The organism is Longibacter salinarum (assembly GCF_002554795.1).
In the GTDB taxonomy this organism is placed as follows: Bacteria; Bacteroidota; Rhodothermia; order Rhodothermales; family Salinibacteraceae; genus Longibacter; species Longibacter salinarum.
This window is the reverse complement of record NZ_PDEQ01000005.1, coordinates 1-26,194: the sequence shown is the minus strand read 5'-3', so window position 1 is coordinate 26,194 and position 26,194 is coordinate 1. Positions and strand designations below refer to the sequence as shown.

Sequence of the window (26,194 nt, the reverse complement as noted above, 5' to 3'; positions counted from 1 at the left end):
GCCGGCGAGATATCCTGTTCTGGGAAGGAAGGTCACGGGGAAATGGAAAACGCCTGGCTCGTTCACCCTCCGTCGAAGAGGGCGGCAAGGCGGGCGCTTGACCGAACGATGAGGTGCGAAGGTGGCGCTACGAGTTCATCGTCGCGAGGAAGTCGTCGTTGTCCTCCGTTCCCTCCATTTTGTCCAGCAGGAATTGCATGGCTTCGATGGCATCCATGTCGGCGAGGATCTTCCGGAGAACCCAGATCCGCTTCATCTGTGGTTTGGAGATGAGGAGCTCCTCCCGTCGTGTCCCGGATTTGATCAGGTCGATCGCGGGGTAGATGCGTCGGTCGGCCATTGTGCGATTCAGGACGAGCTCCATGTTGCCCGTGCCCTTGAACTCCTCGAAGATGACCTCATCCATCTTGCTGCCCGTGTCGATCAGCGCCGTGCCGATAACCGTTAGCGAGCCGCCTTCTTCCACATTGCGCGCTGCGCCGAAGAACTGCTTCGGACCGCGGAGGGCACCGGCTTCGACACCGCCGGAGAGCGTGCGTCCCTTGCTCGGCACCACTGCGTTGTGCGCGCGGGCCAAGCGGGTAATCGAGTCGAGTAGGATGATGACGTCCTGGCCGGACTCGACGAGTCGTTTCGCCTTCATCATGACCGTGTCGGCGATTTCGACATGCTTCTCCGCATCGGAGTCGAATGTCGACGCGATGACCTCGCCATCCACGTGCCGGTCCATGTCGGTCACCTCCTCCGGCCGTTCATCGACCAGGAGCATGATGAGGTGCGCATCCGGATGGTTCTTCGTGACCCCGGCCGCGATCTTCTGCAGCAGAACGGTTTTACCGGCTTTCGGCGGGGCGACGATCAGGCCGCGCTGCCCCATGCCGATCGGGGCGAAGAGGTCGATGATGCGTTGCCCGTACTCCGTGGCATCGGTCTCCAGCGTGAGGCGCTTGTTTGGGAAGATGGGAGTCAGGTAATCGAACTCGCGCCGCTCTTCCAGTTCGCCCGGCTTGCAGCCATTGACGGTGTGAACCTGAATTAGTGCGAAGTATTTCTCGCCTTCTTTCGGTGGCCGAACCTGCCCGAAGACCGTGTCGCCATCCTGAAGGCCGAAGCGCTTGATTTGCGACGGAGAGACGTAGATGTCATCCGGGCTGGACTCGAAATTGTACTCGTCTGACCGGAGGAAGCCGTAGCCATCGGGCAGCACCTCAAGTAGCCCGACCTTCTCGATCATGCCGCGGAGTTCGGTGTCGTCGGCATCGTACTCGGCCATGTATTCCGGCCGATCCGCGTAGATCGAGTTCTTTTTGCTCGACTGCTGCTGTTTTGAGCGTCCGTCGTGTGATCCCTTGGACGAAGATCGTTTCGAGTTAGACTTCTGGTTGGATCCCCGGTTTGAAGAGCTTTTGTCGCCGTTGGACGAACGTTTCTTCGACGATCCGTTTTTCGAGGACGCACTCCCTTTTTGACGGTCCTTAGACGATCGGCCACCGTTTCCGGAAGCTTTGCCGCTACCTCGCTGGTTCTTCCGCGATGATTTGTCCTCCTGGCCGCTTGAGTTTGAAGAATTGCTCGATGACTTCTTCGACCGGTTGCTCGAACGCTTCCTCGAGGAGTCGGAGGATCCGTTTGTGGACCCGTTGCGTGATCTCGAAGAGCCGGAACGAGCCGCATCCTCCGCCTGCGCTTCCAGGATACGGTAGATTAAGTCTTGCTTGCGGAGTTTACTGTACCCACGAAGATCGAGACCACGCGCGATGTCGCGGAGCTCGTCGAGCTTCTTTTCTTGAAGCGTGGAAATTTTCATTCGAATCAGTAAATCGAGGTTAAGGCGTGCCGAGGTTGGCAGAGAAGAGAGCGCCGCAACGACAAGAATGTCTGTGGGGAGGCGCAGGGCAATGAAGCATACGCGCACCGTCCGTACGACGCGCCAACCGAGAGAAACGAGCAGGCGTCGACGGCCGACTCAGATCTGGATCGGTGGCCACTGCGGGCCGGATAAAACCGGTTGCACCGTCCGTATTGGATGGGGTAGATAGATAAAGCAAAGAAGTGCCTGCAGTTGAATGCGGCGCAGGCAGGGGACGAAACCGAACGACGAGGAGTTATCGAACGAGTCGGCCGGTAAAGAGCACCCGGGGGTCAAGAGCCACCAGGCAGAGGTAAACCTGTAATGTACACGTGCCGAGGCCGGAAAGGATCGCTACATTATGTACCTCGGTTGCCCGGGGCCACATGTACGACGGGAGCCGAGTGGGAGGCGTACAACACTAGATTGATTGTACCACCTAAACGTTCCAGGGTGCACGCGTGTCCACTCTCTCGGCAGCAAATAGCTTTCGGCGCATAAAAATTACGTTGCACCGCCGATGAGTGCCTTCATTTGGAATGTCAAAGGGTTGTCTACTCAAGCAAGGGGCGTGCCGTGGGAGCGGTCTTGGTAAGCACTTCACTGGCAGCCCCACAGGGATTCGGTGCTCGTCACCTGACAGAGCGATGCGTTCGTCGAGACGAGATCTCTCCGTGAGTAAAGGGTACGTTCTTTAACTATATTCCGGTTTCGTTGAGAAAGGCTGTCATCGTGGAGTTTTCAGACAGAATCCCCATCGCATGTTATGATACAGCACACGATGTGTCTTAAGATAGTGAGTGCCGGCCGATTCGCTTGTCGGTCTCATGTCCGCTGATAGAATGTATCGTTTCGGTCCGCATATGACGTATCGCTGGATTCTCCGCTCCGTCGACGATCCGAATGTCATTTCTGATCTTCAGAAGGAGCTCAATGGATTGCCGGAAGCGCTCGCTCGTGCTCTTGCGCTTCGCAACGTCTCGTCGTTTGATGAGGCGCGGCACTTCTTTCGGGCAGACCGTGAAGCGCTCCACGATCCCTTCCTTATGCAGGACATGGAGGCAGCGGCCGATCGCGTCGCGGAGGCGATCGAGTCGGACGATCCGGTACTCGTGTACGGCGATTACGATGTAGATGGGACAACGGCCTCCGCTCTTATGGCGGACTTTCTGCGGTCGCAGGGAGTCGATGCGCACGTCTTTATTCCGGACCGTTACGAGGACGGGTACGGGCTTGGGTCGCGGGGGCTGGATCGGGCCCGCGAGATCGGAGCGACATTGGTTATTGCTCTCGATTGCGGGATCACGGCGATGGAGGAAGCCGCGTATGCCCGTGAGCTCGGTCTCGACCTCATCATCTGCGACCACCACACGCCCAAGGCTACGCTTCCAGAAGCGGTCGCGATCCTCGACCCAAAGCGCGATGATTGCGAGTATCCGTTCAAGGAGCTCTCCGGATGTGGCGTTGGGTTCAAGCTCGTGCAGGCAACGCTCGATCGGCTGGGGCAGCCTGCCGACGACGCGTTTCGTTACCTCGATCTCCTCGCGGTGTCCACGGCTAGTGACATCGTCCCGTTGTACGGCGAAAATCGAGTGCTGATGGCCGAGGGCCTGCGGGTGTTGCAGGAGAAGGACGAGGTTCGCCCCGGACTGCGCGCGATGGCACAGACGGCAGATCTCGATCTGGCGGATGTCACGTCGACGGGGAAAATTGTCTTTACCATCGGTCCGCGCATCAACGCGGCCGGGCGCATGGCGCAGGCGGACCTCGCCGTCGACCTCATGCTCGCGCCGGATGTCGAGACGGCCTTACCGATGGCCCGGGAACTGGAGACGTTGAACCGGGAGCGTCGCGAGATCAACGATCGGATCGAAAAGGAAGCGATCGAGCTGGCGGAGCGCCAGATCACGTCGCGCACGCCGCACGGACTCGTTCTCTACAACCCCGAATGGCATCTCGGCATCATCGGCATCGTAGCATCGAGCGTCGTGGAGCATTTCCACAAGCCCGCGATTCTCCTGGCCCGGAATGGCGCCGAGGTGAAAGGGTCGGCACGGTCGATTTCGGGCGTCAACGTGTACGACGCTCTGTCGGATTGCGAAGATGTGCTCACTCAGTTCGGAGGGCACGACTACGCCGCGGGCATGTCTCTTCCTGAGGATCAGGTGGATGCGTTCCGCGATGCGTTCGACGAGGCGGTTGGGAAGCGGATCACGGCCGAAATGCTGACGCCGGCGATCAAGGTCGACGCGTCCATGCCGCTGGACGTTGTCGGGGAGCACCGCGGTCGCTTCTGGGCGGTGCTGAAGCAGTTCGGTCCACACGGGCCGGCGAACGCGACGCCCGTCTTTCATTCCGGCAATCTCGTTCTGGACGGCAAGCCACGGACGGTTGGCCGTGGCGGTAACCACCTGAAGTTTCGTGTGCGGGAGGCAGACTCCGACTCGCGTCAGAGCTACGACGTCATCGGCTTCGGCATGGGCAACAAACTGGACGTGGTTCGCGAGAGCTATGATTCCGGCGAACCGATCGAATTGCTGTATTCCGTCGAGGAGAACACGTGGAATGGTCGCACGACCCTCCAGCTCAAATGCCGCGACGTACGACTGGAAAGCAGTGAGCGCGTCCTGCAGAAGGAGTCGGCTTAAACGATTGTTGGTACCTCGTCACCGTAGCAGACGTCGCTCACGTCGACGTTAGATGTACGCTTTTTTCTCTCTCGAATTGCAACCTGCAGGTCTCCAGTATGGCAAGCTATCCCAATCTCACGAAAGCCGCTCTCCGTGTCGGAGGCGCTATCGTTGGACTCATTTTCTTTGCCATCCTGATTCCCGGCTGCATGTCGACGACGGTCGAAAGTGGAGAGGCCGCCGTGAAGTACAGCGTCTTCGGGGGGACCAATCTCGATAATACCGTCGGTGAAGGGCTGAAGGTGCACGCGCCGTGGGTCGATATCATTCGCTACGACGTCCGAGTGCAGGAGCAACTTGAGAAAATCACCGCGCTCTCGTCGAACGGCCTGTCCATCGGAATGGACGTGTCGGTTCGGTGGAAGCCCGACGCAGGAAAGCTTCCGCAACTGCACACCACGTACGGCACGGACTATTACAAGAAGCTCGTTCAGCCCGAGCTCCGTAGCGCGGCCCGTGAGGTCGTCGGGTTGTTTACGCCCGAGGAACTCTATTCCAGCAAACGCGAGGAGCTACAAACAGAAATGATCGACCGGGTTCGTACGGGCGTGGAGACCGAGTACGTGACGATCGAGGCGGTGCTGATCCGCGACGTTCGCCTGCCGCAACAGATTCAGAGCGCGATCGAGAACAAGCTGAAGGAGGAGCAGGAGGCGCAGCGCTACGAGTACACGTTGCAGAAGGAAGAGTTGGAGGCTGAACGGAAGCGAATTGAGGCCGAGGGAGAAGCCGAATACCAGCGGATCATCACGGAAAGCCTGTCCCCTGAATTCCTGCGATTCAAAGGCATCGAGGCGACGCGAGAACTGGCGCAATCGTCGAATTCGAAGGTCGTGGTCGTTGGCGGCTCTGAGTCCGGTGGGCTGCCGATTATCCTCGGCGGGCAATAGGGTCGGGGATTTCGAAATGCGAGATGTGGATTGCGAAGTGTGAAGTGCGAAGTGCGGAATGAATATTTTGAATTGTGGATCAGCCGGTGCGAAGGCGTGTCCCCGTGATCCGTAGCACTTACGGGACGTTCGTCAGGCGTTGGTGATCGCGACGACCTGCTGGCTGAGGAAGTCGGCTGTTCGGATTTCCGAAAAGTACGCACCATCGGGCTCGGACGAGACGAAACCGACGTGACCGCCTTCGCCGGGGGTGTCGAGGGTCAGCAGGTTGTGATCACGGGCGATCTCGTGCGGGTAGCACTCGTCCGGGAGGAACGGGTCGTTGGCCGCGTTCAGCAGAAGGGTTGGGATCGCGATCTCGCCAAGATATTGTTTGCTGCTGGATTGCCGGTAGTAGTCCTGTGCGTCGCGGAAGCCGTTGAGTGGGGCGGTGAAGGCGTTGTCGAAGTCTGTGAGCGTACGGACGCCCTGCATGAGCGTGCGGTCGACAACGTTTGGATGGCGCTCGGCCTTTTGGCGAACGGTCTCGCGCAGCGATCGGAGGAAGTACTGCGTGTAATGCCAGTTCGACCGTTCGGAGATTCGGCGAGACGAGGCCTCCAGGTCGACGGGCGTGGAGATTGCGACGGCGCGCTGGATCCGGTCGTCAATGGCTTCCCCCCGTTCGCCGACGTACTTGAGCGTCATATTCCCGCCCAGGCTAAATCCAACGAGGGCGGCCTGGTCGTATCCTTTCGACAGGGCGTGCTGCACGACAACATCGAGGTCCTCGGTCTTCCCGCTGTGATAGGTCGGGACGGTTCGGTTGAGCTCCTCTCCGCAGCCGCGCAGATCCCAGGCGACCACATCCCACCCGTGCCGGACGAGCGTTTTCGCCATCCCGCGCATGTAGTTGCGCTGGGCACTGCCCTCAAGCCCGTGCGTGAGGACGGCCACGCGGTTCAGGCGACTCGGCTCCGATACGCTTCCGGCATCGCTCGGCTTGGTCCAGTGGAGGTTCAGAAAGTCGTCGTCCGGCGTGCTAATACGTTCCGTGTATTTGTACTGGAAGTCCACGCCCCTGAAGAGCGTCGCGTAGAGCGTCTGAGCGTGACCTCCAATCAGCCATGCGGGCGCGGCATAATCAGACGAAGCAATGGGCATAGGATAGAGAGAAGGTCATCGAAGTAAAAATGTCACGGCGCCTCAACGAAAACGAACCTCCGCTGTGCCCGCTAACGATAAATTGGATCGACTTTTTGCCAAGCGGTTGGTAGGGCATCCCCCGCATCGGCGTTGATGAAAGCTATTGGCGCAGGGATCGACCGATGGCGCCGAACATGCGGCCCGTGATCCCGCCTGCGGCACGATACGAGAAGAAGTCGCCGTTGTCCAGCATGGTGCAGTAGGGTGAGATCTCGATTCGCTCGCTGGAAAGGCCGGCCTGCGTTAGCTGGTCCCGAATCACCGCCTTCAAGTCAACATGCGGTCGATCCCATTCAGCCCGTTGCTCCACGTACTTTGCGTCGAATTGCTCGGCCACCTCGGGCCCGACCTCAAACGCATCCAGTGAGATGCACGGGCTGACGTATCCGGACATCTGCTGTGGGCGGGCGCCAAGGTCAACCATGTGTTTGACCGTTTCTGTTGCGATATCCGCAGCGGTTCCGCGCCAGCCGGAGTGACAGGCGCCAACCACGCCGGCGTCGGGGTCTGCGAGAAGCACGGCGGCGCAGTCGGCCGTTCCGATGCAGAGCAGAACGCCGGGCGTATCGCTGACGAGGCCATCACACTCTGGAACGACGCCGGGTTCATCTACGGCGCGAACCGTCTTTCCATGGATCTGTCCGGCCTCCACGATCTGGTCCTGTACCGCTCCCAGAGCGTTGCAGAAACGGAGCCGATTCGTCGTGACGTTGTCCGGGTCATCCTCCGTCGAGAAGCCGAGGTTGAGCGTGTCGAAGGGCGCTGAGCTGACGCCTCCGTTGCGCGTCGAGAATCCAGCCGTGATGGGCGACATGTCGGCGAAGACGTTCGGACGAATGACCATGGCAAACAGGATGGATGGAGAGAAGCGCAGGCAGGAGAATAGGAGATGCGCCCGAGGTCGCGCGAGGGGATTGGAATCTAGAGGGCGCTGCGGACGAGGGAGATCGGCATTTCTCGTCCGGTCCACTGCCGGAAGGCGTCGGCGGCCTGTCCGATGAGCATGTCGAGGCCGCCGATGACGGTGGCATTGCGTTCCGATGCTTCGCGGAGTAGACGCGTTTCGCGTGGGTTGTAGACAAGGTCGTATACGATCTGGCCGTCGGAGAAATCGCTCACGGTTTGCCATGGCGTCTCGTCTTCGTTCGGGTGCATGCCCACCGGCGTCGCATTGACGACCAAACGGCTGGCACGCACTGGGGCCTCGGCCAGTGCTGTAGCCGTAACCGCCGTACCGTCTGCCCATGGCGAGAATTCGCGTGCGAGCGCCTCCGCCTGCTCCGGCCGCCGGGCGGCGATCGTAAGGCGGTGGAGGTCGAACCGGGTGAGCAGTCCGTAGACGACGGCGCGGGCAGCGCCTCCCGCGCCGAGGATGGTTGCGCTGCCGTCGCGGAGTGTGGTCGCGTGGTCGGCGAGCGGCATCACAAATCCCGCCACGTCCGTGTTGTCCCCCTTCAGTCGCAGGATCTCGTCGTCCGTACCTTGGCAGACGATCGTATTGACGGCCCCAACCGCTTCGGCCGTTTCCGTCACGACATCTAGCAGCGGGAGGACCGCCTGTTTGTGAGGAATCGTGACGTTGGCTCCCAGGAAGTGCATGGCTCGGAGTCCGTTCACCGCTGTTGCCAGATCCTCGCGTCGCACTGGCGTCGCGACATAGGCTGCATTCACGCCCTGCGCTTCGAAGGCAGGGTTGTGAAGGGCAGGAGACATCGAGTGTTCGACCGGGAAACCGAGGAGCGTGACGAGACGCGTCTTCGCGTCGATAGTCATGAGCGTGGAGAGAGGCGGTGTTGGAAAAGACGTCTGCGGGAGCGCGGGCTGTTACATCGCGTCCTCGAATGGGTTCGGCCTTCGACCGCAGAGCGGAGAGCAAATAAAAAACGGACCGGGAGGCACGTGGCCCCTCGGTCCGCGGAATGATGGCGGCACCAAAACGTGCGCCGCATTCACCATGCTATGCGCCACTTAGAAACGCTGGGATAGGCCAAGACCGATGAAGAACTGGTCGAGGTTGTCGTCCACACGGTATCCCGTGTTGAGGTCCAGCTGCGTGTTCTCGTTGGCGAGGAACGTCAGTCCACCCTCCACGAAGTTCGTGTTCGCGAATTCTGTGTACTCACCGTAGTACCCGACGTAGGCTCCCACCTGATCATTAATGGCGAAGTTGAGGGTCGGGATGAAGAGCGCCGAGAACTGGCGATCTTCCTGCACGCCACCGTCCCAGTAGAACTGCGTTCCACCGTTGATGGTGAGCGATACGCCCGTACCCAGTTGGCCGTCAAGGAGCAGTGCGAGTGTCTGGATCGCACGCTGATCCGGGTTGCTGTCGTAGAAACCTGTCTGAACCGGAAGCAAGGTTGAGGAAAAGGCCGACAGCGTCGACGTCTCGTTCCGGAAAAGGCGTGCTTTTGCTTCAACGGATGGGCCGAAGTAGCCACCTTCGTAGGTCGTTTCCGGATCCGTTAGCGACGGATTTGTAAGGGATGGGTCGAGGACTTCCTGGTATTCGTACGAACCCACGTTCGCCCGGAGTTCGAATGCATCGGTCACGCCGTACCGAAGGAGGAGCTGACCCAGGTTATGGGACGAGGCGGACTCGTCTCCAAATACATCCGCCGTATTCGCGAAGCTGTAGCCGAGTTCGGTCTGGAAGGCACCCTGTTGCAGCGTCGCGGCAGCGTTGCTGAAGCCCGGACGGTCAGAGGTCAGCGGCTCGTCATACATTTGAGCCTGAGCCGATGGGACCGCCATCGTGGCGGCCACGAGTACAGCAAGGGCCGCGTAGAGAGTTCGTGTTACGTAGCGCGTGTTCTTCATAGCAAAACGGGGAAAATGAATAATCTGACGTGACGAGAATCGTGGCGCATCTCGTCCAGCCATCCCGTATGTGCATCACGACCCGTCGATCCACGCGGCGTGGTAACGATAGTCTAACGCCCCAAGTCGAATCCTTTACGCTGTGTCGCCCAAACGCCGCTGAGAGGTGTTTTTATCGTTCGTTTTCCATCTCTTTCACCTGTGTTAAAACTGCGTCGCATTACGGGACGAAAGGCGTGTGTGATGTGCTACGCAGGAATTTCTGCACGAGAGGCCAGACGACGTCAACCAGTCTGTGGCTGTATCCTCGTTTGCTGGACGTTTAGAACCTGTTCGGCGGACAGCCTTCGGCGATCCGATGGTATGGATCTCCCGCTGATCGGTCCTCGCTATGTTGGCACTACTGGGTTTGGTTGATCTCGCGCACCGTGCCTACGGCGTCATCGCGAAACGATCACTGTCAGGCTTATCATAGGGATGAACAACCGTCCTTCAGTTTCGATATCCATCCGCCAAACAGGTGGTTATCTCACCACGCCTTCCCGCTCGCCGCGACGGTAGAGCTCGTAGAGCCGCTGAATGCCGTTCGGATCGCCGATGATGGTCACTCGGTCACCCTCTTCGAACTCCGTGCTCCCGTTCGGAATGATCATATCCCCCCGTCGGCGGATTAGCGCGACGAGGTTGCCGGCCGGGACGTTGACGTCGCGCACCCGCTGCCCGATGAACGCTTCTGTATTGGTGCCGCTCAGCAGCTGAAGAGTGAGGTACCGGTCGTGATGCAGAAGCGACTCCTTGATTTCCTGCTCGTCGTTTGCTGAGCGCCATTCGACGAGGAAGTCTTCGTCATCTGTTCGGCTGGCGAGGGTGGCCAGTGTACGGAGGTGGAGACTTTGCTCATCTTCCGGTGTGACGAGGAAGAAGATCGCGTAGACCGGCTCCGACCCGTCTTCACCGGTGATTTCGGGATCGATGTCGACGCAGATGCCGGATTGGCAGTGCACCATCACCATCGCTTGCGTCTTGATGCCGCTGGCTCGAACGTACGGAAGGGCGGCTCCATGGGCCACGGACGTCGCGCTGTGCTGCGTACCCTCGAGGAAGTCGTGCTTCAACGTTTCAGCAGAGATCGACACGCGGTTGGACAGGATCTCCGTGGCGCGCTCGACGACCGATTCGTAGTCGGTCGGTTCGTCAAGATGGAGAATCTCGGCCTGGGCGACCAGTCGTTCGAATGCGGCATCGTCGGTTGCCCCCTTCTCCTCAAGAATGGCCTGCAGCTCACTGTCGAGGCCGTCGTAGCGGAATTTGCCCAGACGAGCAAAGAGGTGGAAAATAGCTCCTTCCCGGGGGACGGAGCGTGCGTAGTAGAAGTACCAAGCGATTCCAACCACCACGATGCCTCCGGTGAAGAGAATCGCAAGCGGCCCCATCTCGGTGATCAGAAAGAATGCGATCACGATGCCGAAGACCTGCGTCCACGGGTAAAATGGGGAGCGGTATCCGGGTGCGTACGACGGAATCCGGCTTTCGCGCATGATGATCACGGCGAAGTTAACCAGCCCAAAAATCAGAAGCTGGAACGCGCTGGCAAGCTTCGCGACGCCTTCCTCACTCAGCCCGAAGATGACCAGGAGCATGACGAACGCCGTAATCATGATGCCCGCGGTCGGTGTCTTGAACCGCCCGAGTCGCGCGAAATTGTCAGGGACGAGGCGGTCACGCGCCATCGCAAGCGGATATCGCGACGCAGACAGGATGCCGGCGTTTCCGGTAGAGGCGAAGGCGGCAATGGCGGCCACGACAACGAGGATCAATCCTCCGTCATACGGCAGCCACGTGAGAAAGACCTCCCCGGCAGTTGCGACCGGCGTCAGGTCTTGGCGCAGCTGCTCCGGGTCCAGGACACTCACCATGATGTACACACCGATGACGTAGAGCAGCGTCGCCGTGAGAAGCGACAAAAACATGCCCAGCGGGATATTCTTGTCTGGGTTCTGGACTTCCTCGGCGACACTGCACGCCTTCGTTAGCCCGGCATACGACACGAACACCAGTCCGATCGTGGATAAGAAGCCGGTGGCGCCGAATGCAAAGAAGGGAGTGAAGCCGCCCTTCACCTGCGTCGGGTCTCCACCGGCAACGGTGATGAGCCCCTGAACGGCAAAGAAGACGAGGACGGCGACGAGGATGGCGACCAGAATCCGTTGCAGGCTACTCGTTTCCTTGGCGCCGACAACGTTCAAGACGGCAAATGCCACGGTGAGCGCCGCTGCCAGAGGCTTGATCGGGACGTCGAAGAAGATCGCGAGATAAGCGCCCATACCGATGAGGGCAAAGGCACTTTTGAATACGAGGGCCAGCCATGTGCCGAGCCCGCCAACTGTGCCGGCGAGGGGGCCGAGGCTCCGGTCGAGAAAGTAATAAGTCCCGCCGGACTTCGGCATGGCTGTCGCCAGTTCCGCCATGCTCAGCATGGACGGCATGATCAAAATACCGGCGATAAAATAGGCGAGAATCGCCGATGGCCCGGCCTCGGCTGTCGCGAGACCCGGGAGGAGAAAGAATCCAGAGCTGAACATGGCTCCGGTGCTGATCGCATATACGTCGAACAACGTCAGCGACTTTTCAAGTTTCTTCGCACCTGATGGGGAAGATGCAGCCATGATGTCAAAATAAACCGAGTAGAAGCGACGGGGTGAGGGCCGCGTGGGGTGGGTGAAAGCGCAGGTGAGGGAGCGGTTTCCTATAGCTCCATGAATCACCGAGGGACAACCGCTACGTTACGCGGCATGCAGGATCTGATACAACCGGGTAACCGGAGTACCGCCAGCGCAGAATCCTGATCAGGAGGATGTGGACTCTTTTTCCTCCTGCGTCGGAGTCTCCGTAGCGGGTTCTGGTGCGGAGGGTTCCGCGTCTGGGTCCTGAAAGAAGAATACGGAGCTATCGCCCTCCTCGACGAGGTGGACCCGTTCGCTTGCGCCAACCATGGCAATAAGCGTGTCCCCGCGACGAAGCGAGAAGTTGCTCTCTTCCGAAACAATAACCAGGTCCGAGCCGCGAAGAATGAAGAACGGGATGACGGAGATGTCCCCCGTCTGCTCCTGGAGGTCTTCGTACGTGTAGTACTCCTTGCCACCATCGTCGAAGAGCCCTCCATCTTTCTGCAGGTCGAAGGCGCGGATCGTACCCCCCTGATTAAACTGGTCTTCGATATCGGCATAACTCGTCATTTCGCCGAAGAGGGGGCGGCCGCGCAGGTGTTTCGGCATCTCCCCCTCCTTGCTGTGCCGGCTCTCATGTTCTGCAGCGAGCTGGTAGATGTCGGTGGTCTCGAATACTTCCGAGAAGTGGAGTGCGGTGAGGGACGCCACCTCGTCATTCGGAATGGTGATGAGGAGCCGTCCCGTACTGCTCAGGTCCAGATCGTCGAGAACAGTTTCAGACAGAGCATTTGCGCGCCGGGCCGGTAAGTCTGCTTCCTGTGCTCGGCGGACGTGGTCGGCGTTGGCATCCACCAGGTGAACCTCATGGCCGTGCTCGTGGAGAAACGCCGCGACGTGGCGAACCCATTCCGCGGCTCCGACGAAGAGCAGGCCCTCCGGGTTTGGCTCGGCGATACCCAGCCAGCGAGCAAGAGGGGCGGCGGTTAGACCGTAGATCGCGACCGTTCCAACAATGACGAAAAAGACCGTCGGAACGACGGCCTCTACCTGATCGGGGTAGATGTTGCGCAATTGGTATGCAAACAGTGAGGCGACCGCTGCAGCGACGATTCCGCGTGGGGCGAGCCAGGCGAGGAACGCTTGCTCCTCCCACTCAAGTTGCGTGTTGAATGTCGACAGGAAGACCGCCAGCGGTCGGACGAGAATGACGAGGAGACCGAGGAAAATGAGCGACTCGATCGTGATAAACTCCAGCGCACCAAGGTCCAGGCGGGCACTTAGAAGAATGAAAAGCGACCCGATGAGGAGGACCTGAAGGTTCTCTTTGAACTCGATGATGCGCTGAACCGGTGCATACGGCTGGTTTGCCAGCGCGATGCCCATGATCGTTGTGGTGAGCAGGCCCGACTCTTCTTTCAGAACGTTGGAAATCACGAACGCGGCCACGACAATCATGAGCGTGACCGGGTTTCGGAGGAAGTCCGGGACGAGGCGCTGCTTGAGAATGATCAGCAGCAGAAACGTGGCTGCGACACTGACGCCGAGGGCGACGAAGATCTCAAGTCCCAGACCGATGACGACGTGCTCTGCAGCTGTGCTCAGGCCCGTGTGTCCCCCACTTTGTGCCGGTTCGTGGATGAGCAGCAGCGTTTCCATGACGAGGACGGCGATGATTGCGCCGACCGGGTCGATGGTAATGCCCTCCCACTTCGCGACCGTGCTGACGCGGCCTCTCGGGCGAACGTGTCGGAGGAGCGGCACCACGACGGTCGGTCCCGTGACCGTAAGAATGGCTCCGATCAGGATGGAGAGCTCGACATTGAACCCCATCACAATGTGCGCGAAGAACGCCGCCAGGCCCCAGGTAATGAACACCCCGATACTGATCAGATTGCGAACTGCGGACCCGACGGCCTGGAGCTCGCTGAGACGTAGACTGAGCCCACCTTCAAAGAGAATGATCCCGATCGACACGGATACAAAGGCGAACAGCCAGTCGCCCTGAAGCGAGGCGGGGGACAGCAGCCCAAGCACCGGGCCCGCCAAAAAACCGGCAAGCAACAGAAGAAGAATGGAAGGGAGCCGGAATCGCCAGGCGAGCCACTGAGCACCGATGCCCAGGACGATGACCGTGGTGATGTCGAGAAGGATAGATTCAGGCACGAACCGAATCAGCTTGTGCGCGAGGGACGACGGGAGACATTTTCGTGCTACTGACGTGCCCGCCGTAGGGGTCCCGGTTGCTTAAGCGATGGGTTCAGGGACGCTACTCCGTTGGCCGTCTAAGGGGAAAATCTCGAGCGGCAAAGGACGATCTCTCCGGTGCGAAGACGAAAGAGACGGTTCTTCGCCCACAACGATGTCTGGAAAAGCTACATGCGTCGGGAGAAAGACCCGGAGTCGCGCGAGGTTGGACGATTTGTCGACGTGGCCCGATGGACTACTTTCGTTCGTCATCGCCGGCGATGTTTACAGCGAACATGGTCGGATATCATGAAGGGACGGACAAGGTATTGCGCATCCGGGTTAAAAAGCGGCAGACGTTCCAGGGCCGCGTCCGGAAGCGCTTGCAGTTGCGGTATGTGCTGCCTTACATGCGGTACAGTCTGTGTTGCCCGTTTTGTGAGGCTTCTCTCTGGAGCCTGCAGTGATTCGCTCGGGCGACGGCCCGTACGTTCCCTATTTCGATACCCCTTCTGTCATGGTCACATCTACGGCGACGCCGACGTCAAACGGTACAAAGCCGCACGGATTTCTCGCGCAGGTAAACCGCATGTTCGATGCGGCGGCCGCTCACTCGGATCTCGATCCGGGCATCCTCGGCCAGATCCGCGCGTGCGACAACATCGTCCGCTTCGAGTTTCCCATCAAGCGAGACGATGGCTCCATTGATGTTATTCGCGGTTACCGCGCCGAGCATTCCCACCACAAGAAGCCGACGAAGGGTGGAATTCGGTACGCGACTAGCGTCAACGTCGATGAGGTGATGGCGCTGGCCTCCCTCATGAGCTACAAGTGCGCTATCGTCGACGTGCCGTTCGGCGGCGCGAAAGGCGGTGTCTGCATCGATACACGGGAATACTCGGTCGACGAACTGGAGCGGATCACCCGTCGCTACACGTTCGAACTGATCCGGAAGAACTTCATCGGTGCGGGTCTCGACGTGCCAGCGCCGGACTACGGCACCGGCGAGCGGGAGATGGCGTGGATGATGGACACGTACAACCAGATGACCGACGATGACCTGAACGCGCTCGGGTGCGTGACGGGCAAACCGGTCGGACAGGGTGGCGTCCGGGGCCGGACGGAAGCAACCGGCCGCGGCGTTTATTACGGCATCCGCGAGGCATGCAGTTACAAGAGCGATATGGAAGCGCTCGATCTCGGTGTCGGCGTGGAAGGCAAAAGCGTTGTCATCCAGGGGCTTGGCAATGTCGGCTACCATGCCGCCCGCATTCTACAGAACGAAGGCGGCGCGAAAATCGTCGGTCTCGCTGAGATCGAGGGTGCGATTTACGACCCCGACGGCCTCGACATCGAAGAGGTAATGAACCACCGGAAGACGACCGGGTCGATTCTCGACTTCCCGGGCGCGAAAAACATCGAGGAATCCGCGGACGCGCTACTGCTTCCCTGCGATATCCTGATTCCGGCTGCGCTGGAGGGTGTCATCGACCGCGATAACGCGGGCGACATTAAGGCGAAGATCATCGCCGAGGCCGCAAATGGCCCCCTGACCGCCGACGCAGATGAGATCCTGAACGAGCGGGGCATGCTCATCATTCCGGATGTGTACCTCAACGCCGGTGGCGTGACGGTGTCCTACTTCGAGTGGCTCCGCAACCTCTCGCACGTGCGTCATGGCCGCATGAGCCGTCGCTTCGAGGAGCGGAACGCAGAGCGGATCCTCCGCGCCGTGGACGAGCTTACGGCGGAAGACTTCGACAGCAAGCTCCTCGAGGGACTGATCGAACGCATTGGCTTCGGCGCCAGCGAGCAGGATCTCGTGAACTCCGGTCTGGAAGACACGATGGCCTTCGCGTACGACGAGGTCCGCGTTATCCGGGAGGAGAAAGGCATCGACATGCGAACAGCTGCGTACTGCTCCGCGATCAACAAGATCGGCAAGTCGTACACCGCCATGGGCTTCTTCCCGTGATCGCACTGCGCGTTACGAAGCAAGACCAGCCCGTCGCCAACTCTTCCTGGAGCTCGGCGGCGGGCTTTTTGTATGACGCAAAGACCAGAAAATACCTCCCTACACGTTGGATCGATCCCTCATTCGGGGAGTACCGACGAGGCGAGGATCATGGGTTTCGACCGACTGTACTTTTTGCCCCCACATGACGCACCTTCTCCGATGGCTGCGGCAGCTGACGCCGATCACGGATTGGCTGCCAGGCTACGATAATGACGACTTCCGGACCGATGTGCTGGCCGGATTGACGGTGGGCGTCATGCTGATCCCGCAGGGGATGGCGTACGCGGTCCTCGGCGGACTGCCGCCGATCTATGGTCTGTACGCCGCCCTGGTCCCGCTGCTCGTCTATCCCCTTCTCGGGACCTCGCGGCAGCTGATCACCGGGCCGGTTGCGATCGACATGCTGATTCTCGCAGCTGGCGTTGGTCTTCTCGCGGATCCGGGCTCGAATCGGTATGTGGCCCTCGCGGTGATGGCGGCCGCTATCGCCGGGGCGCTGCAACTGGGGATGGGCGCCCTTCGTCTCGGCTTCGTGGCCGACCTGCTGTCGCGGCCGGTCATTGCCGGGTTCACGACCGCCGCCGCGTTCATCATTGCAGCCAGTCAGCTTGGCCCACTGCTTGGCATTGACTTAGAACGGAGCGCGTATGTCCATGAACTCGTCGCTGATGCTGCGATCCACGCGCACATGGTGCACGTGCCGTCGGCTGTGGTGGGCGGGTTGAGTATCGTCTGCCTGTTGGCCATCGCTCGCTGGCGTCCGAAGTGGCCGAGTGCGCTCATTGTGGCGGCCGTTGCGACGCTGCTGGGATGGATCCTCGGCGGTCGCGCGGCCGGCGTCGAGGTCATCGGAAGCGTTCCAACGGGGCTGCCGAGCGCCGGGTGGCCGGACATCTCGCAGGGGGATCTCTGGCAACTCCTACCCACGGCCGCGACCCTCGCTGTCGTTCAGTTCATGAGCGTGATCTCGCTTGGGCGCGTATTCGCGAAGGAGCACCGGTATGCTATTGATGCGAACCGCGAGCTGTTTGCCGTCGGGAGCGCGAACCTGATCGGAAGTGTCTTCCAGAGCGTGCCGGTGTCCGGTAGCTTCTCACGCTCGGCCGTGAACGACCGCGCTGGTGCAAAAACGCCGGTGCCCAATGCCATCGCGGCCATCCTGATCGGTGCGACCTTGCTGGTGCTCACCCCGCTGGTGTACCATATGCCGATGCCAGCAATTGCAGCCATCATCGTGGTGAGCGGGGCCGGACTCATCGACATCGGTGAAATTAAGTACCTGGTCCAGACAAAGCGAAGGGAGGCGTTCATCGCGGTCCTGACAATGGTTATTACTCTGACCGTCGGGATCCAGGAAGGCATTCTGGTCGGCGTCGCGGCATCCATTGTCGCTGCCCTGTACCGACTCAGTCGGCCGAAAATGGCGGAGCTCGGTCACGTACCGGGGACGCGGTCGTATCACGATCTGCGAAGGATGGACGGGGCGTCGCCGATCGATAGCGTGCTCATTCTTCGCGTGAATGCGGCGTTTACGTTCGCGAACGCGGAGTACTTCAAGAACTTCATTCTCGACAAGAGTCGCACGCAGCTCCATCGCATCGAAGCCGTCGTTATCGATGGAGCGAGCATCAACGATCTCGACACCACGGCCGCAGAGGCGCTGGACTCCATCCTGGACGTGCTCGACGAGGAGGGTATCGATCTCTACTTCACTGGGTTGATCGGTCCGGTTCGCGATCTCATGAGACGGGCGGGCCTGTGGGAGCGACTCGGAGAAGATCACTTTTACAAACATCCGCACGAGGCCGTGCTTTACATCCTCCGAGATCTCGATCACGACGACGGCGGCGATCGCCTCAACACCTATCTGAGTGAGATGGAGCCCCCGGAGCCCGAGCGGGAGTTCGAGGAATGATACGGATTTCGGTTTGGAGGTGTGGAAGTGTGAACGTTTGGAAGTGTGTGGGTGTGAGAGTATTCAAGTGTTTGTCCGTAACGGCCGTTTCGGACACTGAACTCTGAACTCTGAACTCTGAACCCTGAACCCTGAACCCTGAACTCCGAACTCATCGCCGCGAGCATTCCTCGGCCTGGCGCATGACGCGGTCGACGGTGAGTGTGTAGCGGGGCCAGGTGTCGCATCCGGCCGCCCGGAGCACTGCAGCCGCCCAGTGATTGCAGTTGTTGAAAACGTGATACGAAAGGGGAGACTCGAAGAAGCGGCTATTCTGCGCGTGTCCCTCGGCGGCGAAAATGGCGGATCCGTCCTCCGTTACGCGCATCGACGATCGGATTGCGTTCGCCATGGCGCGGAGCTCGGCATCACTCACCCGCAGGCGGACGGTCTTACTTCCTCGACTGGATGGGGGTGGGCGCTCGTAGATGGGGACGACGTACACGACGCTCGACGTGGGCCACAGACCTGCCCTGAGAAGCGTTAGGGTGCCGGGGTCGCTCGATGGGTAGTAGCGCGCTTCGCCCCAGCCGACGTCAATGAACGGGGACGCGGGAACGCCCGGAAATGCCGGGAGCGCATCGGAGGGGAGGGATTGCGTCGGGATGATGATCCCAGCGTGCCAGCCGTATTCGACGACGTATATGTCGTGCACCGGCGGACCGTCATCTTCCACCGTCACGTGGGGAAGCCCACAACTGACCATCAGCAGGCCGCTCCACGCGATCACAAGGACGGCGACGACCCGTCGCCAGTTCAAGAAGGCGGGCATGGCGAAGGTGTTGAGGAAACTGGGTGTTTACGTGTTCGGGTGTTGATTCGCTGCGCGACTGAGTGTTCTTTCCTGAACAAACAACGTGGCGCTGGGGATCAGACGCGAAGAACCCGTTTGTACTGAGCAAGATTGCCGCTCCTTTCTTCTGCTAACGTTTCGACCCATGGCTGACCGTGAAGACGCTCTGCGCCACCACGTTCTCAACCTTCTAACCGCTCGACAGGCTCATGCGACGTTCGACGATGCGATCGGTGGTCTGGCGCCCGAGCTGAGAGGCGTTCGACCGGAAGGATTGCCGTACTCCGTGTGGGAGCAAGTAGAGCACATGCGAATCGCTCAGCGCGATATTCTGGAGTTCTGCAGGGCACCGGAGTATGCGGAGCGCGAGTGGCCGAACGACTACTGGCCGGACGCGTCGGCTCCAGATGACGACACCGTGTGGACGTCCTCCGTCGAGGGATTTCGGACCGACCTGGAGTCGATCTGCGACATGGTACGCGACGATTCCATCGATCTCTACGAACCCGTTCCTCATGGGGACGAGCAGACCTATTTGCGTGAAGCACTGCTCGTCGCCGACCACAATGCCTATCACATCGGCCAGATCATCACGATCCGTCGACAACTCGATGCGTGGGGCGACCATGCCGACGGCTGAACGTGCCAGGGTACGTCTACGCGCTAGCTTGCGCAAGGTACTTATCGAGATATTTCTCCGCCTCGTTTCGAATCCAACCCTTCATTGATTTGAGCACAAAGTTGAGGTTCAGTGCCAGATAAACGTGTTGCTCCTTCACCTCGATATTGCCGTTCGCCCCGTTCCCCTCGAAATGGAGTGTGTCGCCTTGCCATTCCGTGTCGACATTCAGCTTTTCGTGGAGCTTGGACGCAACCTTCTCGACGGCGGTACGAGCACCAGAGGTACCGAGAGAATGCGAGCGAGAAATTTCGATGTCGGCCATGACGGGGGAGATAAATGACTGATCGAATCAGCGTGGCGGAAGGTCTGCATCTCCATGTGGTAAAAAAGGTTCCGATCACGTTTCAACTGCGCCTCACCCCTGGCTCTTTCCTCTTAGTGTGCTAAGGCGTAGTCTTTAGGGCTCCCGTTCAATGAAGCCCTGACGTTTTATGCACGCACGCCCTCACGTCGCCGCTGCATTTTTGATCGTTGCCCTCATCATGGGCATTTCGCAGCCGGCATCGGTCGCTCAGAATGCGGCCACGGCCCCGGCGACGCTTCAGTCTCCGAAAGCCTACCTCGGGTATGATCTCGGTCAACAATTTACGCCGCATCATCGCGTGGTTGACTACGTCCGGCACGTAGCGGAGGCCTCGCCGCGGGTGACGCTTCAGCAGTATGGCATGAGCGTGGAAGGTCGCCCCCTTTTGCTTGCGACGCTGGCTTCCCCCGAAAACCACGATCAGATTGATGCGATCCGTAAAAACAACCTTCGGCGCGCCGGAATGGCCGACGGGCGAGTGCAGGGACCGTCTGCAGCCGTCGTCTGGCTCAGCTACAACGTCCACGGCAACGAGTCGGTCTCGACCGAAGCGGCCATGCAGACGCTGTTTGAGATGGCGGATCCATTGAACGATCGCACGGGCGAATGGCTCTCGGACACGGTCATTCTCCTCGACCCCTGCCTGAATCCGGACGGGCGTGAGCGCTACGTGCAGTGGTACAAGCGGACGGTGGGACGGACGCCCAGTGCTCGACAGATCGCTCGCGAGCACAACGAGCCGTGGCCGAACGGTCGGAGCAACCACTACTACTTTGACCTGAACCGGGACTGGGCCTGGGGCGTGCAGCCGGAGACGCAACAGCGTCTGGCCGTGTACCACGAGTGGATGCCGCACGTCCACGTCGACTTTCATGAGCAGGGCATCAATGATCCCTACTATTTTGCGCCGGCGGCGGACCCGTTCCACGAAGACATCACCGACTGGCAACGCTCTTTTCAGTTCGCGATCGGTCGCAACAACGCTCGGTACTTCGATCAAAACGGGTGGCTTTACTTCACGCGCGAAGTGTTCGATCTCTTCTATCCTGGATACGGGGATACGTGGCCGATCTTCAACGGAGCCATCGGCATGACCTACGAACAGGGCGGGTCCGGCCGCGCGGGCCTGAAGGTGATCACGGCAACCGGCGACACTCTCACACTCGGCGACCGGATTGCACACCACCACACGGCGGGCATGTCGACCATAGAGGTCGCAGCGGAGAACCACCAGACGGTGCAGGAAGAGTTTTCCCGCTATTACCAGACGGCACAGCAGAACCCGCCGGGAGAATACAGTGGGTTCGTGATTAAGTCAGATGCCTCCGGGGACCGTCTCCGTGCTGTGGCTGCCCATCTCGACCGTCAGAAGATCGAATATGGACGTGTTGCAGAAGACGGCACCGTGAGTGGCCTCCGCTATGAAACGGGGGAAATGGACCGCGCGAACGTTTCGGCTGGAGACCTGCTCGTGCCTGCCGCTCAACCGAAGTCGCGACTGGCCAAGGTGCTGCTCGAGCCGCGGACGACGATCATCGACTCGCTGACCTACGATATTACGTCGTGGGGACTGCCCTATGCGTACGGACTCGAAGCCGTGGCCGTGACGGGAGACCTGCCAGCGACCTCCGGTTCCATCGGTGAGGCCTCGTCCCGGCAGATGGGCGAGGGCGGCGAATCGTCGTACGCGTACATCACGCGTTGGGGCAGTCGCGCGGATGCTCGGTTCCTCGGCGAATTGTTGCATCAAGGATTCGGCGTTCGCCTGGCCACGCAGCCGTTCGAGCACGAGGGGCAGTCGTATGACGCCGGCGCTCTGATCATTCCCCGCGCCGATAATCTCGAGATGGAGGATGCCTTCGATCGGGAGGTGCGTCGCATTGCGTCGAAGCACAACCGGGCGCTCCACGGCGTAGCGAGCGGATTCGTGGATCGGGGCTCCGACCTTGGGTCGTCGAGCGTTCGCCCGATCAAAGCGCCCCACGTTGCACTCCTCAGCGGGTCGCCGCTAAGTCCCTATCGCGTCGGTGAGGTCTGGTACGCGTTTGATCATCAGTTCGAGTACCCGGTGACGCTGATCGATACGGACGATGCAGACGCACGGGCGCTCGAGGACGTTGACGTTCTGGTTCTGCCGAATCTGGCGGGAGACTGGGATAGCAAAGAGAAGCGAAGCATGCTGGCTGAATGGGTCCGCGAGGGCGGGCGTCTTGTCACGATGGGAGGAGCGACGAAAGCCCTGGCCGGGCACACGCCGTTTGCGATCGAGATGGCATCGCATGGAGCCGATACGACGGCCGTACCCCGCCGGTACGCGGATCGGTCGCGCGATGCCCTGACGTCGGCAACACCCGGAAGCATCCACCGCGCATCCGTTGATACCAGTCATCCTCTCGGTTTTGGGGTGGGCGAAACGTACTACGCCCTGAAGCGCAGCGACGACGCTGTTTCCTACCTGAAGGCCGACGACGGGTGGAATGTCGCCACGCTGGCCGATGGTGAGCCGGTGACGGGGTTCATGGGTCATGAGGCGCAGGACCGGCTCGATGAGACGCTCGTGTTTGGCACCCAGTCGATCGGCGACGGGACCGTCGTGTACTTTTCCGGCAATCCACTCTTTCGCGGCTTCTGGTACGGGGGCTTCATCCCGTTCGCGAATGCTGTCTTCTTCGTCGGGCAGTAGGCCCACGCGAGAGGACGGTGTGCTTTCTGCTCGTACAGCCCATCCTCGATTATCGACGCTCTCCACAAACCATGATTCCTGAATCCGCTGCTGAAATACAGAATCAGTTGGCCTTCATCAGCGCCGTGCTCGGTGGCTTCTCGATCTCGCTGGCCATCGGATGGCTTCAGATGGGAGCAGAGAGTGAGATAATGAAGCGGACGGTGACGTGGGCAGCGGGAGCGGCCGTGACGGCGGCTCTGTCGCTTCTCGTGGCGACCGTTGCGGGTGCCTGGGGTGTGATCTGGTTAGCCGAGCGCCCGGATATGGGTCGACAGGCGCAGATGCCTGGACCGCTTCTCACAGCTTTTCGCCTCTCCGGACAGGCATTTCTGCTCGGGATCTCCGCGCTGCTCGTGAGCCTGGGGATCAGTGGATGGACGCGTTCACGTGCACTCGGATGGGCGACGAGTGCGGGGGCTGGCCTCGCTGCGATCATACTGACGTATTTCTTGATCGGCGTGATGGGAATTTAGGGGGGCTGCGCGGGCGGACAGCCCTCGAAGATCCAAATGTACGGACCTCCCGCCGGTCGGTCCTCGCGAGGATCAAAACATCGAGATGTCGCGCATCTCGCTCGCTGTGTCTACTGCGTGTGTCGGCGAAAGACCTTCAGCTCTGATTTTGAAGGGACTTTCTGTCCGGTCTTTCTCGCGATCCATCCGATGAACGGGTTTTGGTCGTCTTCGCCGGTCGGACAATCGCCGGTCCGATTCGCTCTGAAGCGAGTATCGGCGCATTCCCACGCTTCCCGGTGCGAGAGAACGGTCGGTTTTTCCCGTCGTTCTACAGAGTACGTAGACAGACACAGGGGAAATGGCCTCGATATTTCCGCGGTAGCTTACGGTCGTGGCAAGGGGTCCACGTCGTAACGCCTGGTTCGTGAGACCGGACGCCTTCGGATAACGACCGGGAGGTTATGGCACGAGTACGAGCGAACGGCGCAGAGGTCGAGTATGTCGAATCGGGTCGCGGCGAGCCGCTCATCCTGGTTCACGGCTCCGGAAGCGATCGTCGGACGTGGAAGCGTCAGCAGGAGGCGTTCTCCAGGCACTTTCGCGTCATTTCCTACAGTCGACGTTATCACTGGCCGAACGAGCCGATTCCTCCGGGGGCGGACTACTCGATGCTCGAGCACGTCGACGACCTGCGTGAGATTGTTCGTGTGCTTGATGCGACGCCGGCGCATGTCGTCGGTCACTCCTACGGTGCTTTCGTCTCTCTTCTTTTTGCTCAGGAGAATCTAGGTCTCGTTCGCACGCTCGCTCTTTCAGAGCCGCCCGTGCTTACGCTGTTCGTTAGCAGCACGCCGCAGCCGATGGAGCTACTAAAGCTGTTTATGACCCGGCCGCGGACGGCCCTAGCGATTCTCAGGATGGGTGCGAGCGGACTCATTCCTGCCGAGAAAGCCGCCGAGCGCGGCGACATGGAGCAGGTGATGCAACGGTTTGGCACTGCGGTTCTCGGTCGAACGACCTACCAGAATCTATCTGAGAAAAGAAAACAGCAGGTCCGCGACAATCTCATCCGAGCTGAGTTTGTTGGGTCGGGATTCCCTCAGCTGGATGATGAAGCACTTCGAAAAATGCAGACGCCGACGTTGCTCGTGATGGGCGGCTCAAGTCGCTCCGTCTTTCACCTACTCGTGGATCGGCTAGAGGAACTGCTGCCACGAACCGAGCGCATCGATATTCCCGGAGCGTCTCACCTGATCCACGAGGACAATGCCTCTGCGTACAATTCCGCGGTGATGTCTTTCCTGGACGGACATCGGGCGACCGCTTAATCCGTCATCGGGTGGACGGGAGCGAGCGAGAGCCAACTCTGACGTAAAATGTCTCAGGTTCTTTGCTTATCCTGTCGCCACGCGCACGCTCACATCTGATGTCATGGTTATGCGTCCTCAGGTTGCATTGCGCCTTATCAAGGGGATCCACACCGTCGCCTGGGCTTTCTTTGCCGGCTGCATTCTCGCCCTGCCGGTTTACGCGTGGCGTGGCGAGTTCGATGTCGCAGCGGTGCTGGTCGCTATCGTACTTGTGGAGGTAGCCATTATCGTCGTCAATGAGTGGCGTTGTCCGTTAACGAACGTTGCTGAGCGTTTTACGGATGAACGCGCCGACAACTTCGACATTTATCTCCCGCTCTGGCTGGCTCGCTACAACAAGCAGATCTTCGGGAGCCTGTTCGCTCTCGGTCTTCTGTATACGCTTGCGCGGTGGAGCGGATGGATGTAGCACGTGCGGTCTGGATGCCGGGTGCTCCGGAAGACATGAACCCATTTGGATGATGGTTGTCCACCCTCGGGCATCATCGATTTTCCCTCATTCATATCCGGGAGAGTCCTACGTCACCCTGATCGTTTGTATAGGACGAAGAAATCCACACTCGTGTAGTTTCCAAGAAGTTGAATCTGCAAGTGTGATCCGCGTCGCAGGACGCGAAGTGATGGAGTGCCCGGTGTGACGGTACAAGGGCAAATTGGCTCGCGTTGTGTTGTGCGACACTCGATTCGTCAATACCCGATGTCCCGACAGTGCTCGGAACGGGCGCTCCTCACGCGGTGATCGTTGACCATGCGTTTTCCCCCATCCAGCGAGCCTCATTCCCATGTACGCCCGAGAGATTCTCAAACGAAAAGGCACCGGCGCTGTCACGATTGCAGCTGACGAACTCATCGCGACGAGTGTCAACCTCCTGTCAAAGCACAACATCGGTGCGCTCGTCGTCGAGCGGGACGGCAAACTTGTCGGTATTCTCGACGAGCGGGACATCATCCGACGGCTCGCAACGGAAGGTACTCGAACGCTAAGTCAAAGCGTGCGCGAGGTGATGAAGCAGACCGTCGTGACGTGTAGTCCGGATGAGGGAGTGAAGGACATGATGTCGACGATGACCCGCCGTCGCATTCGGCACCTCCCTGTTCTCGAGGACGGCGTTCTGGTCGGCATCGTCAGCATTGGGGACCTCCTGAAATCACGCCTCGAAGAGGTCGAGACCGAGCAGAGCGTGCTTCGAGAGCGCCTGCTTGCGCGATAGTGCGTGTGTTGAGGTATGGATGTGTTAAAGTGTGAACGGGTTGATGGGCGAGCGACCCTTACGTCAACACATAAAAAGCGGCGCCCCGAGCCATGGACCGGGGCGCCGCTAACTTTGAACCCTGAACCTTGAACCCTAGCTACCGGACAGTTTTCAAAAATAGGGGGTAAATCGCATGTCGATGGGGGCGTCGTTCTGCAAACATCGCCGGATCCATCGCAGGCCGATTGCAAGGTAGCTTCGGTCCCGTCGGTCGGATCGGTCCACGGAGCATCGGTCGCCTCGTTTGACGACGGCGCTTGCGACCGCGATGAGCCAGACGTAGATGAGGCTGAGTACGAGGACGAGCCTCGCGATGCGCTCCGGGGCCTGCAGCCGCGTGCGATGCAGTTGAAA

At 59.9% G+C, this 26,194-nt stretch carries 20 protein-coding genes; 10 read left to right on the top strand and 10 right to left on the bottom strand.

The window, feature by feature from the left end; genetic code table 11:
* Nucleotides 1-127 precede the first annotated feature (127 nt).
* Nucleotides 128-1,807, bottom strand: coding sequence for a transcription termination factor Rho (gene rho, locus CRI94_RS10265; protein ID WP_098075623.1), 1,680 nt, complete (start codon nucleotides 1,805-1,807; stop codon nucleotides 128-130).
* Nucleotides 1,808-2,712: 905 nt separating this feature from the next.
* Here rho and recJ point away from each other — a divergent pair.
* Nucleotides 2,713-4,497 (top strand): single-stranded-DNA-specific exonuclease RecJ, encoded by a 1,785-nt coding sequence (gene recJ, locus CRI94_RS10260; RefSeq protein WP_098075948.1) that lies wholly within the window; start codon nucleotides 2,713-2,715, stop codon nucleotides 4,495-4,497.
* Between the two features lie 98 nt (nucleotides 4,498-4,595).
* A complete protein-coding gene (locus CRI94_RS10255) occupies nucleotides 4,596-5,429 on the top strand; it encodes a prohibitin family protein (protein WP_098075622.1) in 834 nt (277 codons plus the stop codon).
* A 132-nt stretch (nucleotides 5,430-5,561) separates the two neighbouring features.
* Here the strand turns inward: CRI94_RS10255 and CRI94_RS10250 are convergent, their stop codons facing one another.
* The 6 genes from CRI94_RS10250 to CRI94_RS10225 form a co-directional block, all read right to left on the bottom strand.
* On the bottom strand, nucleotides 5,562-6,572 hold the full coding sequence (locus CRI94_RS10250) for a YheT family hydrolase (RefSeq protein ID WP_098075621.1): 1,011 nt from the start codon (nucleotides 6,570-6,572) through the stop codon (nucleotides 5,562-5,564).
* Between the two features lie 142 nt (nucleotides 6,573-6,714).
* On the bottom strand, nucleotides 6,715-7,458 hold the full coding sequence (pgeF, locus tag CRI94_RS10245) for a peptidoglycan editing factor PgeF (RefSeq protein ID WP_098075620.1): 744 nt from the start codon (nucleotides 7,456-7,458) through the stop codon (nucleotides 6,715-6,717).
* A gap of 77 nt (nucleotides 7,459-7,535) precedes the next feature.
* The gene (locus CRI94_RS10240) at nucleotides 7,536-8,387 is read right to left on the bottom strand and encodes a shikimate dehydrogenase (RefSeq protein ID WP_098075619.1); all 852 of its coding nucleotides are present in this window, start codon (nucleotides 8,385-8,387) and stop codon (nucleotides 7,536-7,538) included.
* Between the two features lie 195 nt (nucleotides 8,388-8,582).
* Entirely contained in the window at nucleotides 8,583-9,434 is an 852-nt protein-coding gene (locus CRI94_RS10235) for a transporter (protein WP_179862247.1), read from the bottom strand.
* Between the two features lie 524 nt (nucleotides 9,435-9,958).
* Nucleotides 9,959-12,100 carry an amino acid permease gene (locus CRI94_RS10230; RefSeq protein ID WP_098075617.1) on the bottom strand — a complete coding sequence of 714 codons (2,142 nt, stop codon included), beginning with the start codon at nucleotides 12,098-12,100 and terminating at the stop codon, nucleotides 9,959-9,961.
* Nucleotides 12,101-12,280: 180 nt separating this feature from the next.
* Nucleotides 12,281-14,266 carry a cation:proton antiporter gene (locus tag CRI94_RS10225; RefSeq protein ID WP_098075616.1) on the bottom strand — a complete coding sequence of 662 codons (1,986 nt, stop codon included), beginning with the start codon at nucleotides 14,264-14,266 and terminating at the stop codon, nucleotides 12,281-12,283.
* A gap of 538 nt (nucleotides 14,267-14,804) precedes the next feature.
* On the opposite strand from CRI94_RS10225, the gene CRI94_RS10215 reads away from it, so the two are divergent.
* Together CRI94_RS10215 and CRI94_RS10210 are read left to right on the top strand one after the other, a co-directional pair.
* A complete protein-coding gene (locus CRI94_RS10215; protein ID WP_098075946.1) occupies nucleotides 14,805-16,262 on the top strand; it encodes a Glu/Leu/Phe/Val family dehydrogenase in 1,458 nt (485 codons plus the stop codon).
* Between the two features lie 184 nt (nucleotides 16,263-16,446).
* Nucleotides 16,447-18,219, top strand: a complete 1,773-nt coding sequence (locus tag CRI94_RS10210) for a SulP family inorganic anion transporter (RefSeq protein ID WP_098075614.1) — start codon at nucleotides 16,447-16,449, stop codon at nucleotides 18,217-18,219.
* Nucleotides 18,220-18,370: 151 nt separating this feature from the next.
* Here the strand turns inward: CRI94_RS10210 and CRI94_RS10205 are convergent, their stop codons facing one another.
* Entirely contained in the window at nucleotides 18,371-19,030 is a 660-nt protein-coding gene (locus CRI94_RS10205; RefSeq protein ID WP_098075613.1) for a DUF2459 domain-containing protein, read from the bottom strand.
* Between the two features lie 166 nt (nucleotides 19,031-19,196).
* Between CRI94_RS10205 and CRI94_RS10200 the strand changes: the two genes are divergently transcribed.
* Nucleotides 19,197-19,691, top strand: a complete 495-nt coding sequence (locus CRI94_RS10200) for a DinB family protein (protein WP_098075612.1) — start codon at nucleotides 19,197-19,199, stop codon at nucleotides 19,689-19,691.
* A gap of 16 nt (nucleotides 19,692-19,707) precedes the next feature.
* Here the strand turns inward: CRI94_RS10200 and CRI94_RS10195 are convergent, their stop codons facing one another.
* A complete protein-coding gene (locus tag CRI94_RS10195; RefSeq protein WP_098075611.1) occupies nucleotides 19,708-19,995 on the bottom strand; it encodes a polyhydroxyalkanoic acid system family protein in 288 nt (95 codons plus the stop codon).
* A 169-nt stretch (nucleotides 19,996-20,164) separates the two neighbouring features.
* Here CRI94_RS10195 and CRI94_RS10190 point away from each other — a divergent pair, with 169 nt between their 5' ends.
* The 5 genes from CRI94_RS10190 to CRI94_RS10170 all read left to right on the top strand — a co-directional run bounded on the left by CRI94_RS10190 (nucleotide 20,165) and on the right by CRI94_RS10170 (nucleotide 25,798).
* On the top strand, nucleotides 20,165-22,720 hold the full coding sequence (locus CRI94_RS10190) for a M14 metallopeptidase family protein (RefSeq protein WP_245846158.1): 2,556 nt from the start codon (nucleotides 20,165-20,167) through the stop codon (nucleotides 22,718-22,720).
* A gap of 71 nt (nucleotides 22,721-22,791) precedes the next feature.
* A complete protein-coding gene (locus CRI94_RS10185) occupies nucleotides 22,792-23,235 on the top strand; it encodes a hypothetical protein (protein ID WP_098075610.1) in 444 nt (147 codons plus the stop codon).
* A gap of 443 nt (nucleotides 23,236-23,678) precedes the next feature.
* On the top strand, nucleotides 23,679-24,545 hold the full coding sequence (locus CRI94_RS10180) for an alpha/beta fold hydrolase (protein ID WP_098075609.1): 867 nt from the start codon (nucleotides 23,679-23,681) through the stop codon (nucleotides 24,543-24,545).
* Nucleotides 24,546-24,648: 103 nt separating this feature from the next.
* Nucleotides 24,649-24,996 carry a hypothetical protein gene (locus CRI94_RS10175; protein WP_218919380.1) on the top strand — a complete coding sequence of 116 codons (348 nt, stop codon included), beginning with the start codon at nucleotides 24,649-24,651 and terminating at the stop codon, nucleotides 24,994-24,996.
* 373 nt (nucleotides 24,997-25,369) lie between these two features.
* Nucleotides 25,370-25,798, top strand: coding sequence for a CBS domain-containing protein (locus tag CRI94_RS10170; RefSeq protein ID WP_098075608.1), 429 nt, complete (start codon nucleotides 25,370-25,372; stop codon nucleotides 25,796-25,798).
* 153 nt (nucleotides 25,799-25,951) lie between these two features.
* Here CRI94_RS10170 and CRI94_RS17690 read toward each other — a convergent pair.
* A partial coding sequence (locus CRI94_RS17690; RefSeq protein ID WP_218919379.1) for a hypothetical protein occupies nucleotides 25,952-26,194 on the bottom strand: 243 nt, incomplete at its 5' end.

What these genes read in the sequence shown, in the direction of transcription:
- CRI94_RS10230 (WP_098075617.1), bottom strand. Translation starts at nt 12,100, where the DNA reads ATGGCTGCATCTTCCCCATCAGGTGCGAAGAAACTTGAAAAGTCGCTG.
- CRI94_RS10175 (WP_218919380.1), top strand. Translation starts at nt 24,649, where the DNA reads ATGGTTATGCGTCCTCAGGTTGCATTGCGCCTTATCAAGGGGATCCAC.
- CRI94_RS10185 (WP_098075610.1), top strand. Translation starts at nt 22,792, where the DNA reads ATGATTCCTGAATCCGCTGCTGAAATACAGAATCAGTTGGCCTTCATC.
- CRI94_RS10255 (WP_098075622.1), top strand. Translation starts at nt 4,596, where the DNA reads ATGGCAAGCTATCCCAATCTCACGAAAGCCGCTCTCCGTGTCGGAGGC.
- CRI94_RS10235 (WP_179862247.1), bottom strand. Translation starts at nt 9,434, where the DNA reads ATGAAGAACACGCGCTACGTAACACGAACTCTCTACGCGGCCCTTGCT.
- CRI94_RS10195 (WP_098075611.1), bottom strand. Translation starts at nt 19,995, where the DNA reads ATGGCCGACATCGAAATTTCTCGCTCGCATTCTCTCGGTACCTCTGGT.
- rho (WP_098075623.1), bottom strand. Translation starts at nt 1,807, where the DNA reads ATGAAAATTTCCACGCTTCAAGAAAAGAAGCTCGACGAGCTCCGCGAC.
- CRI94_RS10205 (WP_098075613.1), bottom strand. Translation starts at nt 19,030, where the DNA reads ATGCCCGCCTTCTTGAACTGGCGACGGGTCGTCGCCGTCCTTGTGATC.
- CRI94_RS10200 (WP_098075612.1), top strand. Translation starts at nt 19,197, where the DNA reads ATGGCTGACCGTGAAGACGCTCTGCGCCACCACGTTCTCAACCTTCTA.
- CRI94_RS10240 (WP_098075619.1), bottom strand. Translation starts at nt 8,387, where the DNA reads ATGACTATCGACGCGAAGACGCGTCTCGTCACGCTCCTCGGTTTCCCG.
- CRI94_RS10190 (WP_245846158.1), top strand. Translation starts at nt 20,165, where the DNA reads ATGCACGCACGCCCTCACGTCGCCGCTGCATTTTTGATCGTTGCCCTC.
- recJ (WP_098075948.1), top strand. Translation starts at nt 2,713, where the DNA reads ATGACGTATCGCTGGATTCTCCGCTCCGTCGACGATCCGAATGTCATT.
- CRI94_RS10210 (WP_098075614.1), top strand. Translation starts at nt 16,447, where the DNA reads ATGACGCACCTTCTCCGATGGCTGCGGCAGCTGACGCCGATCACGGAT.
- CRI94_RS10170 (WP_098075608.1), top strand. Translation starts at nt 25,370, where the DNA reads ATGTACGCCCGAGAGATTCTCAAACGAAAAGGCACCGGCGCTGTCACG.
- pgeF (WP_098075620.1), bottom strand. Translation starts at nt 7,458, where the DNA reads ATGGTCATTCGTCCGAACGTCTTCGCCGACATGTCGCCCATCACGGCT.
- CRI94_RS10250 (WP_098075621.1), bottom strand. Translation starts at nt 6,572, where the DNA reads ATGCCCATTGCTTCGTCTGATTATGCCGCGCCCGCATGGCTGATTGGA.
- CRI94_RS10215 (WP_098075946.1), top strand. Translation starts at nt 14,805, where the DNA reads ATGGTCACATCTACGGCGACGCCGACGTCAAACGGTACAAAGCCGCAC.
- CRI94_RS10180 (WP_098075609.1), top strand. Translation starts at nt 23,679, where the DNA reads ATGGCACGAGTACGAGCGAACGGCGCAGAGGTCGAGTATGTCGAATCG.